8 protein-coding genes are annotated in these 14276 nt (G+C 39.0%); 2 read left to right on the top strand and 6 right to left on the bottom strand.

All coding sequences use genetic code 11. The features are described from left to right. Positions 1-47 precede the first annotated feature (47 nt). The 6 genes from GNE10_RS08935 to GNE10_RS08910 form a co-directional block, all read right to left on the bottom strand. The gene (locus GNE10_RS08935) at positions 48-2372 is read right to left on the bottom strand and encodes a CHASE2 domain-containing protein (protein WP_185564695.1); all 2325 of its coding nucleotides are present in this window, start codon (positions 2370-2372) and stop codon (positions 48-50) included. Between the two features lie 35 nt (positions 2373-2407). Then, positions 2408-3655, bottom strand: a complete 1248-nt coding sequence (locus tag GNE10_RS08930; protein ID WP_185564693.1) for a DUF1822 family protein — start codon at positions 3653-3655, stop codon at positions 2408-2410. Positions 3656-3674: 19 nt separating this feature from the next. After that, positions 3675-5312, bottom strand: coding sequence for a sigma-70 family RNA polymerase sigma factor (locus GNE10_RS08925; protein ID WP_185564691.1), 1638 nt, complete (start codon positions 5310-5312; stop codon positions 3675-3677). A gap of 174 nt (positions 5313-5486) precedes the next feature. Further along, complete coding sequence (locus tag GNE10_RS08920) at positions 5487-8234, bottom strand: CHAT domain-containing protein (RefSeq protein ID WP_185564689.1); 2748 nt, start codon at positions 8232-8234, stop codon at positions 5487-5489. A 235-nt stretch (positions 8235-8469) separates the two neighbouring features. Next, positions 8470-10602 (bottom strand): NHLP family bacteriocin export ABC transporter peptidase/permease/ATPase subunit, encoded by a 2133-nt coding sequence (locus tag GNE10_RS08915; protein ID WP_397325265.1) that lies wholly within the window; start codon positions 10600-10602, stop codon positions 8470-8472. A gap of 129 nt (positions 10603-10731) precedes the next feature. Then, positions 10732-12171, bottom strand: coding sequence for an NHLP bacteriocin system secretion protein (locus GNE10_RS08910; RefSeq protein ID WP_185564685.1), 1440 nt, complete (start codon positions 12169-12171; stop codon positions 10732-10734). 343 nt (positions 12172-12514) lie between these two features. Here GNE10_RS08910 and GNE10_RS08905 point away from each other — a divergent pair, with 343 nt between their 5' ends. Beyond that, positions 12515-13126 carry an NHLP leader peptide family RiPP precursor gene (locus tag GNE10_RS08905; RefSeq protein ID WP_185564684.1) on the top strand — a complete coding sequence of 204 codons (612 nt, stop codon included), beginning with the start codon at positions 12515-12517 and terminating at the stop codon, positions 13124-13126. 332 nt (positions 13127-13458) lie between these two features. Then, positions 13459-14070 carry an NHLP leader peptide family RiPP precursor gene (locus tag GNE10_RS08900; protein WP_185564682.1) on the top strand — a complete coding sequence of 204 codons (612 nt, stop codon included), beginning with the start codon at positions 13459-13461 and terminating at the stop codon, positions 14068-14070. Positions 14071-14276: the final 206 nt, after the last annotated feature.

The following is a 14276-nucleotide window of genomic DNA, read 5'->3' as shown; positions in this document are numbered from 1 at the left end:
AACAGGGAACAGAAAAACAATGTGTGTAATTAATTCTGTCTAAGTATTTAAATATTGTTTTGGTAAACTCTAGTAGAAAGACGAATTCCGAAAGTAGTAGTTATTAAGGCAAAAACAGTAGGAACAAACGGCACCCAACCACCGAATAGTAGGAGGATAAAGCAGCAGCCGTATAAGGTAATTAGTGCAACAGCAATTATCGCAACTAGCTGCCATCGCCACCAAGGATATACAGCGATTATTCCTCCTACTAATGACCAACTGCACAACCAAAGAACTTCACCCCATGCAGGCCAGACCCATAACAATGGTCGGCGATTCATCACGGCACTAAGTATCTGGCTAACCATGTGGGCGTGAATTACTATACCTGGTATTTGTTGGTAAGGCCTAGTCTTTGTACTGTAAGGTGTTAGGAAAGAATCTTTAACACTGTCAGCATCAACGCCAATTAACACAATCCGATTTTTCACCCACTCAGGGTTCAATTGACCTTTGAGAACTTGTGCGAGAGTAACTTGTGGAGCAACCTCCTGTGAGGCGCGATAATTGAGTAGTAATTGGTGACCTCCGGCATCAAATTGTTGATAACCACCTGTAGGAATATCTATAGGTTTAAAGACAATTTTGCCAAGTTGCAAATGTCCTTGATTATTAATTTGAAATTGAATACCCTCTTTTGCTAAATAGTAACTTGCCAGTTGCCAGCTTAAGGAGTAGCGTGTTTTACACGGGGATTGTGGATCTGGAGTTACGGCTAATAGCTGACGGCGAACTACAAAGTCACTATCAAGCACAACATCACTAAAGCCGACGCGGCCGCCTGGAATTTCTGGTGGGGGTGAAATGCCAGTTGCTTGTGTATTGCCTCCACTGAGTTTACAAATAGCAAAAAAGTTGTCACTTTTATGCAAGCGAGTTGCTAAATCTTTGTATTGAGGTTCTACTGCGAAATCACGATAGAGATCTAAACCGATGGCTCTTGGTTGGTATAATTCCAATTTCTGCATTAACTGTTGCAATACCTCATCTGATAACGAGGATTTTTGCCGTTGCTTTTGGGCTTGAATGTCTGCTTCTGTAATCTTAACTATTAATAGGCGTTGGTCTGGGCCTTCATCTGGTCTGATTTGCATCATGGAATCGAAAGCCGATAGTTCCCATTGTTGCATTATGCCTAGCGATCGCAGGGTTGTTGTTGCAAGTGCGATCGCTATACTTGCCACTAATGCTGTTTGCAGTCTGTTTTTTTTGAACCAAGGGGAAGATATCGCTGGTGTTTGTCCCCGTAACCCGTTCCATGTTAGCGGTTCTGTTGCTGGGTTTTGGTAAATCAATGGTAACCAAGAAGCAGTAGGGAATTCATCTTCTAGACCTTGTAATCTTTCTCGTGCGTAACGTGCTGCTAAATAGTAAGATTGACCCCCTGCTAAAGCTGAAAGGAAATTCTTTAAAAACTCTTGAGCAACAAAATCCGGCACATTCTCTCGCATGATAATAACTTGGGGAATGTGCAAATCGGCTAACTGCCATGCCAATCCCAAACCATCGCAGGAGTTAAAAATAGCAAGTTTTAAACCCTGTGCAACTGCATATTTCAAAGCATTTTTTAATTCTGGTATGGTTAAACTGCTGGTTTGGTTAATATGTATTAAACCTGTATCTTCTTGACTTTCACTATGCCCTGCGAAAAATAAAATATCCCACCCTTGTTTATCCCATAACCACTTATCTAATTCTTGCCGTGAAGGCTCTACCAAAAATACTGTTGAAGCATGAGGTAATTGCTTTAGTAATGTTTGGTCTTTTTGGATATCAATACCTGTACTATTACCTAATATAGCCAAAATTCTAACTTGTCTATGATTTTTTTTAGATAATACTTTCACTCGTTCATAACTTGGAGGAGTTAAAGCTACTTCTGATTTTTGGTAATCGTCAAAAAAGTTCCATAGATGCCAAGGTAGTTTTCTTAGCAGGCGATCGCTTGTTTCAATAATCACCTGAAATTCTTCATCTAAAGTCAATCTAGCTCGTAATTGTTGGTCAATTTTACGAAACGAATTTGAGTTTAACCAACTATTAATTTGCTGATGCAATTCCTGACAAATTTCAGTAAAATCAGTTTCACTAATATTAGTCAAACCAACTGGTTCCATTTCAATTAAAGCACGACCGTGAAATCGTTGTTGGAGTGCCTGATATATTAATTGATAGCGTTTATAAAGTTCCGCAATTTGTGGGGCTGCGGGTAAACTCCCTGTAAATTGCATCGGGCGAGAATTGTTATCATCCCACAATTGTGCGTTAACAACCGAGAAGCCATCGTTTAAATTGCCTTTATCTAAATTTATAACAATTAACTTACCCATCGTTAATTACTAAACCCTCCCCTGCCTTCTAATTATCAAATCACAAAATCTTCTGTAATGCTAAAATCACCTAGTATTAATTGAATACTAAAGCTAGTTTCATGCATACATTTAAAGCGATTTAGTGAAATATAGTAATCTTGAGTTCTAGATTCAACTACTTGTAAAGTCTCCCCTGAACTAGAAAGTGCTAGCTTTAAATGAGGTAGCAAATACTTTTGATTACCAACAGGATGCACTTGCACTAAAACACCAATTTTTCCTTCTGCTTCTTCACTAAGAACAACTAGCAGTACTACAGATTGTTCTCCTAATTGCATTCCTAAATCGATGAGTTTAGCCCCATTAACATTAGATATCCTAGAAGTATTAAAACTTCTGGTAGCAAACGCTAAATTTCCCAACTGTGACGTATTGATTAGCGTATCAATGGATTGCCAACCTATTTCAAAAACTTTGTCAAACCATTGATTCAAATTTACTTGTATTTTGTTGGGTACAATGTCGGCAACAGGTGAAACCTCACTTTGCAATAAACCCAAACGTTGATTATAAAGTTGCTGTCGCCATTGTTCGTTACCAATTAATGCTGCCCATTGGCTAAATGATACGTCTGCATGTAAACGCGGTGAATAAATAGATCGATTAGCTAAAATTCGTAACAAATCTTGAGCTTCAGTTGTTGATAAAGTTGCTAAAGGTGGCACTTCTGCTCGAAAATTCAGTCCTAATGTTGCCAACAGTATGGTAAAATTTTCTGTTAATTCATCAACTGCTAAAGAATAAGTGCGATCGCTTTGATTATATCTGCCTTCATTCTTTAATTGACGATGAGTTGCAAAGCCATGTACCGCCATCCAACATTCATCTTCATCATCTAAATTTACCTGTACTGCCAAATAATAGTCAGCTACCCAACTGGGGATATCTACCCACTCTTGCGGTACAGATAATTCTTCTAAATCTGTCGTTTCAGTTGGTAATAGTATTAATCGTGTTTCACCTAATTGAATAGCTATACCATTCACTACTTCTAAAATAGTAGGTAAAGAATCTTTTCCAGGCCATACTGAGGGTTTCGTCCCTGATTTTTCTTGCTGCCAATCTTCAAGCCAACTGATGAAACAATCCGAGCAAAGATGATTCAGATATGAATTGTAACGAGCGATAGGATTAGAGTGGTGTTGCTGGCTATATTGCCACGCTCTTTTTTGCTCTGTTTCTGCAATCTTTAACCAAAGATGCTTTGTGTTATTACTTGCTAATTCCGTTAAGCTAAACATTGATTTTACCTAATTATATTTACTTAGATTTGGGAAAATATGCGTCCATAACGATATTAATCGTTTCTTCTATTTCTAATTTTTTGCTTGAATTTTCTCTTTGTTTGAGAATTGATTTAATTAGAGATTTATAGTGCTTTGATAACCATTTTTCTACATACTCTTTCACCCATATATTTATCTGTTCGAGCAAATTTGCTTGTAGCTTGTACTGAGTTTGAGAAAGCTTTTCCTTTACTTCACTTTGAGCGATACCTAATTGATTAGCGATTTTGATTTCACTCAATTTTTGACCGTAACAAAGTTGAAAAATTTCTTTTTCTTCCAAAGATAGTTTTTTTATAGCTGAGACTAAAGCTGCTTGAATCAAATCTGAGTGTGAGGGATTAGTGTAATCTTTCTCTAACCAATTTGTCACATAATCATTGACCCATTGTTGAGATTGGGATATGCCTGCTAAAGTTTCTAACAGCGTAATTGTAGACTTTTTCAAATACCGAGAAATTGTACTTTGATTAATTTCTAATCTAGCTGCTAACTGTTGTTGATTAAGCCCAAACCCATAGTAAAGCAGCAAAAGTTTTTGAAATTCAGGTTTCATCGCTTCTAGTTGTTCGCGCAAAGACAAACTAGTTTTTTTGCTGATAAATTGCTGACTTTCTCTTACTTCTTCGGCTGAGTCGTGCCATTCCAGTTCTAAAGTCTCTTCTGGGATGTCAGATTTTGCTTCATATCCACTAGTTTGTAAGGCATCAAGAGACCATTGAGGTACTATGGATTTTGGATAGTTTTGTAATGCTGCAATAGAATTTTCCATCCAAGATTGCATCTGCTTGGCGGTAATATTAGTTGAAGCAGATACTTCATGAGGTGCAGAAGACAAGACTTTCTCTGCATTGTAACACCGAGCAGCTTGTTCAAAATCTTCTGTATCCGGATCGGGCCATTTCTGACCATTTTTTCTGGCAGGATTTTGAACTTTGTTAAATAAATAAACTTGTTTAAAATATTTTTTAGCAAAAATAATCTGAGAAATATTCGGTTCGCCCAGTCCTGATACTTGCAGTGCTTCTCTTAATTCTTTATCGCTCTTTTTAGATAACATTCGCCACTTAGAAAACTTTTTAACTCGCATTTCATCTTTAATATTGTTTTCTAAGGCAGTTGTTACATACGTTTCAATATTAGATTGCTGCGAATTATATTTAGACAATATTTCTGCTAATTTGAGCGGATCGTAAATTATCACTCTGGCAAAACAGAGATATTCTTCCCAATTTTCTTGATTCTGAAATTTACAGATATTTTTAACTGCCCAATAGCATTTTTCTTCAAAATAACTTGCTAGATGCTCCAATGCTAGTTGTTGTTTATTTGCTGGTTCCCATTCTGCTAATCTTTGAAATTCTTTAAGAGCTACAGTATGCCAAAAATGTGCTAGACCATTTCCTTTATCTTGTTGCCTCGATAAACTATAAACTTTCTCGTTTTTTTGTACGTATAGCTCTATGTTGCGTTTTAAATAAGGTTGATATTTCCATTGCAGTGTTAACCGACCATTTTGATGGTTAAGCATGAGATAAGTAGAAAATTTATCAGTATTGTTCTCACGCTTTGGTAGTGTTGAGATGGCATCTAAGTTAACAAAGTTTAACATCTTCGTTGCTTTTATTTACTAAGTAACAGTGTTTTGTTATTTAATTTACAAGTACAAATATCATACTTCTCCTTATTTAATTCAGATTTTAATAACTTGTTGAGATTGCAGTAGTTATCAGGTTAATAGACTATACGGTACAAGCATTTAACTTTATGCACACTTCTACGCAATTCATAACCAATTACCAACTAAAACGTAGGGGGCCCAATAAAAGGGGTGTTCTTGGTAATTTTGGAAAATGAACTCCTGGGCGCGACGCAGGGCTTCTGATTTGCTTAAGGCAGGATTATTTTTTAACTGCTGGTAGAACTCCTTCATCAACATTGCAGTCGATTTATCGTCTACTTGCCACAGAGAAGCGAGGGTAGTACGCGCCCCAGAACGCACAGCGACACCAGCCAATCCCAAAGCAGCGCGTTTGTCTCCGGTAGCTGTTTCGCAGGCGCTTAAAACGAGTAATTCGATGGGAGAAGGTACTTGAGATGCACGTCCTACAACTGGCTCTCTAGTTTGCAATACTTCACGCAATTCCTTAACATTAATCTTGCCATTCCAAGTAAGAATAAATGTATCTTCCTGTTGGGAACTGAATTTGCCGTGAGTTGCCAAGTGTACCACAGGGTAAGAAAGAGAACTGACTTCCTTTTCAATGGTTTTATTGGTAAAGGCTTGGTTGATGAATTCTTTAGAGGGAATAACTGCTTGAATTTCCTTGAATTCATCGGCGACATTTGGTAGAGAACTAAAACCGAAGCGTGATTGAGTTAGTCCGCCAATTAAAGCCTCAAATCGTTTTGGTTTTGATTTGGGTTCTAACAGTTGCAAACCAGGAGATAGGGCAACGCTGTATTTTTCTATAAGATATTGCTTGCCATTGTAGAGGGCTGCCATCGGAATATTTCGCAAGGAACCATCTAACACAAACACTAAGGTTTTGATTTGGCTTTGAGCCAAGTCTGCCTCTAAAGGTTCGATCAACCAATTGTATACTTGTTGAGAAAGCGCCTGGCGATCGCTAAATGTATAACGTTGCTTAAGTTTTTTTTGTAACTGTTCTAGTACTATTTCTACTTCACTTTTTAGTTTGTAAGTCCTGTAGTGATGAAGTTGCTCTATATGCGGCAACTTGACAATCACCTCTACACGGTCTGCCAAAATAATTGGGTAGATGACTGCTGTGGCAGGATTAGCATTATCAACCACCTCATCAATTGAGGTTGGTTGAACAGTGGAACAAGCATCTCGAAAAAAGTTGTCTAGTTGAGCTAACTGTAAGGCTTCAATGATATCACGAGCTTGCTTTAAGTTTTGTAGACTCGGTTTCTCAGGTTGTAACAATAAACCAACTAGCTGACGATATACTGGTTCTACGCGATCGCGCAAGTCAAACTGAATATCGGGATTGAGAGACACCAAATCAGTACGTAAAGACTTGAGAGTAGTTACTGCTTCAGTGTAAGCTGCCACTGCTGCTTGGGAATTTCCCTGCGCCAACAGTAGACGACCTAACTGCCATTGCCATTGAAAGGCAATATCTGATGCATCAATTACCTGTGCGAGGTTCAAGGCTTGTTCGGTGTATTGTTGAGCTAGGGATAATTGTTTAGTCTGTTCGTATAGCTGACCCAAATTACCTAATGCATAAGACTCAGACCTCTGGTCTTGCAGGTCTTGGGCTTGTTGCACAGCTTTTGTTAATATCTGAGAGATTTTATCTACATTGAAGGTGGAATTTTCTTTTGTCTTTTGACTTGCTTCATTTATACATACTAAACTCCGGGCAAAGTTTACCTGAGCATAGACTACAGCTCGACTTGGAGTGAGATCTGCTAGATTAGATTGTAATAATTCTAACTCTTCATTCGAGAGATTTTCCCCAAGAGATAGTAATACAGTTAGCCGATTTAGTTGTGCTTGAATTTTAGCGATCGCTGATGTAGATTTACTCGCACTTTTATAATATAAGTCTGCGGCATTTTGATAATAGGTTTTAGCATTTTCTGAAATCACACCGTAGTTACAATAGAGTGGCAGAAAATTTTCCTCACTACTTGCATCACGTTGTAGACTTTTATTGCCAAAACTATATAAAGTATTACCTAAGCTCAACAAAGTAGCACTTTCCTCTTGAGGCAATTTCATATTTTTAGCCATTGCTAAACTTTGCTCTAATAGCTGCTGAGACTTTTCTAAATCGCCCTTCACTCTTAAGGTATTGCCTAAACTACGTAATCCTAAAACTTTCAGTAATGAGTCGGGCTGTGCTTGGAGATTTTGCTCTACTTGCTGCCAAATATTCATCATTCTGGTAGAAAATCCCAAAGATTCCAAGGCTGTAGCTTGGTTAATTAAACTACCAATCTGACCTGCTGTATCGCCGATTTGAGTATAGGTTTTAGCCGCTTGTTGCCATGATTCTAAAGCTAATTCAGCTTGTCCTAACGCTAGTTGCAAACTACCTTGAGTATTGAGAGCAAGAGCTAAAATGTGTTTTGCTTCCTCAGTACTGGGCTTTGCTTGAGTGAGTAACTTTAAACTGCTAGAAATTGTTGCTTTTGCTTGGTTCCATTGTCCTAGTTTCTGTTGTGTTAAAGAAAGATAGCTTAACGCTAAAGCTTGGTTTAACTTATCTTTTTGAGATTCATATATCTGTGCAGCCTGCTGCAAGCTTTCTGCCGCATGAGTAAATTTTTCTGTTTGGTAAAAAGTTCTACCTTGTTCTATTAGTTGTTCGGGGTTTGTTGGTGCTGAAACTTTTTCTGTAATTGACTGTTCTGAAAATTGAGTAAGTTTGGATTCAGCCGGAAGGATATGAAAACTCAAAGTGAAAATTAGCCCCAACATAACTAAAAGGAAAATTTGCAACCTGCGTCGCCAAATTTGGCTTGTATAGAAGTATAAACGCGCTTTTTTTAGCATATCTTTTTCGTTTAAAGTGTTGGTTATTGAGAATATGAATTTAGTTCACGCAGAGGCGCAGAGTCGCAGAGAGTAAGAGTTGAGAAGAGTTGATTTTAGCGTAATACTGATTCTCTATGAAAACGCGGCTAGTTATTTTTAGAAAACCTCTGCGAACCTTTGCGCGAACCTCCGCGTACCTTTGCGTTGAAAAAAAGTTAAGGGCGCAAAACGGTAATGACGAAATTTTCTCACTTCACCCCTCACTACGGATTAATTGCGAATAATATCCTTCAACTTGTTGCAATTCTTCATGAGTCCCCCGTTGCACGACTTTTCCGCGATCGAGGACAATAATTTCATCGCAATCGCGGATAGTACTCAACCGATGCGCCACGATAATGCAAGTACATCCGCGCTGACGTAGTTTTTGGTCAATAATTTTTTCTGTTTCAGTATCCAAGGCGCTCGTTGCTTCATCCACAATCAGAATAGAAGGGTTGTTAACCAAAGCACGAGCAATTTCCAAACGCTGTCTTTGACCACCGCTTAAATTAGCAGCTCCTTCTGAAAGTTTACTATCATAGCCCCCAGGTAAGGAGAGTATAACATCGTGAATCGCTGCATCTTGACACGCCTGCACTAAGGAACTTTCAGGTACAGTAGTGTCCCAAAGGGTTAAATTGTCCCTGACGCTACCAGCAAATAGTAAAATATTTTGCTCTACGAAGGCGATAGAATTGGCTATGACTTGGCGAGGAATTTGGTTTCTAGGTATGCCATCAAACTTAATTTCTCCCTGAGTTGGTTGGTACAGTCCGCATATCAGTTTGGCAATGGTAGACTTACCGGAACTACTCTTACCAATTAAGGCAACTCGCTGTCCTGGTTTAATTGATAAATTGAAGTTTTCAATCAAGGGAGTTTCTACTTCGCCGTAACTAAATGTCACATTCTCCAACTTGACATATCCTTGCAACTTCGGTTGGAGGTAATCAGCAAAAACTTTCTCTTGTGCTTGTTGTGTTTCCTCTGTCAACTCCGCAACTACCGGGTTTTGCAAAACATCATCCAAGCGATTTAAACTACCCTCAACTTCTTGGAGGTCGCTACCAAGACTAACGAGATTATTCACAGGTTCCATGAAACTTTGCATCAATCCCTGAAATGCTACTAGCATTCCGATACTGAGATTACCATCCATAACCCGCATTCCACCAATCACTAAAACTAGCATTGATGTAATTGCTGACAGGAACGAAGGCAAAATTCCCAAAGTCTGGTTAGTTATATTTACTTCTTGGTATGCGTTAATCGATTTAGCATAATAACCCGCCCAGCGAGCAAAGAAATCAGATTCTAAGCCAGATGCTTTCAAGGTTTCCATACTTTGAAGACCAGAAATAGCTACGCCGTTAACTTTTCCTTGTTCTTGTATTAATTTGATATTGGCATCTACGCGCCACTGAGAGATTTTGTGCAAAGTCAAAAGATTAATGGCAACAAAAATAATGCCAATTGAGGTTAACACCGCGTCATATTGCAGCATGACAATTGCATAAAAAATTACCATGACTGCGGCGATCGCAGTTGTGGCTAACTTCCCTGAAAGCAGATTGGCTAATTTGTCGTTTAGGTGGATGCGGCTGCTGATTTCTCCAGCAAATCTGCAATCGTAAAAACTTACAGGTAAGCGTAGAATGTGCCAGAAAAATCGGCTCGACATACCCACAGATAACTTAATTCTCATCCGGCGCAGAAACTTTAACTGTAATAATGTCAACAGTCCATTGACGATCGCTGTCAGTATCATTCCTAACAAAAGCGGTCGCAACCAATCTTGTCTGTTCTGCACCAAAACATTATCTACAAACATTTGGGAGAAAATAGGTGATGCCACTCCAGGAATCACTAGTAAAAATCCAGCACAAATGCAGTAAGCGAGTACCTGACCAGATCCTTGCAAACGTTCCCGCAAACCTAGAAGAACATTAGGTTTACTACCACCTTTTTTGAAATTTTCACTAGGTGTAAAAAGCAGTACAACACCTGTAAAACTTGTATCGAATTCTTCTAAGGATACAGACCTCGGCCCAGTTGCGGGGTCATTAATGTAAACTTGCTTGTTACTAAATCCCTCTACAACTAAGTAATGATTAAAATTCCAAAAGACGATGTAAGGGCATTGCAACTGTCGCAGTCCATCCAAGTCTGCTTTCATACCTTTGGCATTCAACCCGTAACTTCTAGCAGCCTTGAGGATATTTACAGCTCTGCTGCCATCCCGCGATACGCCGCAATCTTGACGCAATTGCGGTAGGGGTACAATCCGACCGTAATAACCTAAGATAATTCCCAAAGCAGCAGCACCGCATTCTACCGCCTCCATTTGTAAAATAGTCGGGGTACGACGGCGAATTTTCTTATATCCAGAAGTTATCGCAGTAGAAACAGGACGGCGATCGCTTTTCTTTGTAAATTTTACTTGTAGTTGTGACAGCATTTTTGTTATGTATGGTTAATTTACACCAGTTAAAGACTTGAGAAAAGGAAAAATAAAGCTGATAGGCGATCGCTCTTCTGTAGTAACTCTGACGCTAGTGGTGGTTCCAGAAGAAATTTTCATATCAACGCCTTTAGAAGAAGACCACTTATAGCCGCTAAAGGTTGAATTGTCTGGCTGTAACTCTGCTTCAACTTGAATTTGAGGCCCTGGAGCCATTAAGCTTTGCACAACCTCTGCATTACCGATGGCATTTAAAGCACCCTCTTTAGTTACGGGAAAAGCTGAAACATGGGTTACAGTGCCCACAATGCCGCCAAATCGTTCGCGCTCTACTGTAGAAGGTGTAATTTGTACCTTCATTCCCTCGTGAATTTTCTTACCATCACCAACAGAAAAGAAAGTCAAACCCATGAGTTTAGCAGATGCTTCCTCTGCTTGGATGACGGCGATGGAACTTCCTGGAGAAACAATTTGCCCAAAAGATGTACTAATTTCTAAAACTCGTCCGTTGTATTCGCTAATAATTTGACTGTTTTGATTTAATTGCACTTGTAATTGAGCAATATTTTGCTTGACTTCTTGGATTTGATTTTGTCGATTGCTTGCAGTGTCAAAATCTTGTTCAATTTTAGTTTTTTCGTTAGCGTCGAGTTCTTGTAATTGGGATTGAAAATCATTAATTTGGCTGAAATTTTCGCGGTAGGTTTTTTCTATTTCTACCTGTTGTACATCAAGTTGTTTGAGTTGAGCATCAATATCAGACACTTTTTTCACAGCATCTAAATATGTTTGTTGTTGCTGCAAAAGGTTTTGCTGAGAAATTCCTCCTTCTGCTTGCAGCTTTTGGAGTCCCTCATATATTTTGCGTTGTGGGGAAATCATACTGACAGCGATCGCTCGACTTTGGAGTAAGTTTTGCTGTTGTACTTGCAGAGAACTCAAACCTCTATTTCTCAAAATAGGAGTTAGGCTGGTTGCTTGTTGGAGACGTTGCTGGAGACTGAGACGTTGCTGGGCGATCGCTCTTTTTTCTTCTAGCTTGCGTTGCTCTTGGAGTAAGTTAGAACTGTAATTCTGAGATTGTAATTGCGCTAGCTTAGCACCCTGCTGCTGTAATTGGCTTTGCAATTCAGCTTGATCGATGATTGCTAACACCTGTCCTTTTTTTACATAGTCACCAACATTAATATTCATTGCTACAATTCTTCCGGAAGCCGGCGCTTGCAACGATACAACCTTGCTTGGATAAACTAATACCCCCTGTCCTGAAACAGTTATCGGTATGCGACCGACAATACTCCAAATAACTGCCGTTGCTACCAACGAACCAAGGGCAGCTAAAGACAACCAATGCATCGGTTGGATAACTGTCATCACCCGATCCAAGCGTTCCGGGGAAGATAAATTTTCTAAAGCTTTTTTTCGGAAAAGGTTATTTTGTTGTGTAACCATATGACACCTTTTTAACAATTCAAAATTCACGTATTACAGCATTTTTCATCTATTTGAACCACAATCCCTCGTAGGGGCGAACAACCGTTCGCCCTACAACTACTTATTGGCAACACCAAAGTTGATTTATGCAATTTTAAAAATATTTGATATTGAAGAAAATCCGCAATTGCATGATGTCACTAGCTTTCAAGCATTTTCATCAAACTGAAATATTCCTAGTTATCTCAAAGATTGCATATTCTGATTTCAGTTCTCCCAAGGAGTGATACAGAAGGCAATCAAACAATTACCTTCAAACCAAACATCAAAAACCAACAACATCTTTATTAGGAGAGCGACAATGTTTGAAATTAAAGCACAAATGCTGACACAAGCAGTACAAAATTCACAGTTCCGCAGTCGTTTAATTGCTGACCCTCTAGCAGTTGCAGCAGAAAATGGATGGAATATTCCTACTCAAACACAAATAACTGTAGTTGAAGAAACCCCAAGTCATTATTATCTAGTACTGCCAGCATTAGACACTCAAGATTTAGTTAATCCAATATCTGAAAATTCTGATGTCAACTCAACAGCCCACATGCTAGAAATCGAAGTGCAATTGCTAGCACGCGCCGCCCAAGATATAGACTTTCGCAATGATTTAGTTGCTGACCCGAAAACTGTGATGGCACAAAAGGGATTGAATTTTCCAAATAATATCCAAGTCAGTGTATTAGAAGAAACTGCAAATAGTTACTATCTGGTGCTACCAGCATTAGACTTTTCTGAATTAGAAGCTAACAGAGATTTATCCGATGCCGAACTGGAATTAGTTGCAGGTGGAGCCGATACGCAAAATCACAGTTGGACAGGTTGTGCTTCTGGGCAAAGTGGTTGCGTTGCCACTAAAGGCTGTGATGCGGCTATTGCAACTGTGGGAGTAACTTTAGCAGCAACAGCAGCATTCTGACAATCAAGACTGACAAAAATGCTTTTGTCAGTCTTTGTCTCAGACAAAAACAACTTTTGATTTTAAAGAGTAGAAGCTTGTCTTGGAAGTTTGATAGCTCATAACTTCTACCAAAAAAACCTACTTTCTAAAAATTATAATTTGCGCGGCTTCCGTTCAGATGGGGTCTCAATTCCCATCCGAACATTCTCCTGTACCTCTCAATTCCTAGTTATCTCAAAGGTTGCATATTCTGATTTCAGTTCTCCCAAGGAGTGATACAGAAGGCAATCAAACAATTACCTTCAAACCAAACATCAAAAACAAACAACATCTTTATTAGGAGAGCGACAATGTTTGAAATTAAAGCACAAATGCTGACACAAGCAGTACAAAATTCACAGTTCCGCAGTCGTTTAATTGCTGACCCTCTAGCAGTTGCAGCAGAAAATGGATGGAATATTCCTACTCAAACACAAATAACTGTAGTTGAAGAAACCCCAAGTCATTATTATCTAGTACTGCCAGCATTAGACACTCAAGATTTAGTTAATACAATATCTGAAAATTCTGATGTCAACTCAACAGCCCACATGCTAGAAATCGAAGTGCAATTGCTAGCACGCGCCGCCCAAGATATAGACTTTCGCAATGATTTAATTGCTGACCCGAAAACTGTGATGGCACAAAAGGGATTGAATTTTCCAACTAATATCCAAGTCAGTGTATTAGAAGAAACTGCAAATAGTTACTATCTGGTGCTACCAGCATTAGACTTTTCTGAATTAGAAGCTAACAGAGATTTATCCGATGCCGAACTGGAATTAGTTGCAGGTGGAGCCGATACGCAAAATCACAGTTGGACAGGTTGTGCTTCTGGGCAAAGTGGTTGCGTTGCCACTAAAGGCTGTGATGCGGCTATTGCAACTGTGGGAGTAACTTTAGCAGCAACAGCAGCATTATGACAATCAAGACTGACAAAAATGCTTTTGTCAGTCTTTGTCTCAGACAAAAACAACTTTTGATTTTAAAGAGTAGAAGCTTGTCTTGGAAGTTTGATAGCTCATAACTTCTACCAAAAAAACCTACTTTCTAAAAATTATAATTTGCGCGGCTTCCGTTCAGATGGGGTCTCAATTCCCATCCGAACATTCTCCTGTACCTCTCAATT

The organism is Nostoc sp. 2RC, assembly GCF_014222165.1.
Classification (GTDB): Bacteria; Cyanobacteriota; Cyanobacteriia; order Cyanobacteriales; family Nostocaceae; genus Nostoc; species Nostoc linckia.
The sequence above is the reverse complement of the archived record's forward strand: the minus strand, read 5'-3'. Positions and strand labels throughout refer to the sequence as shown.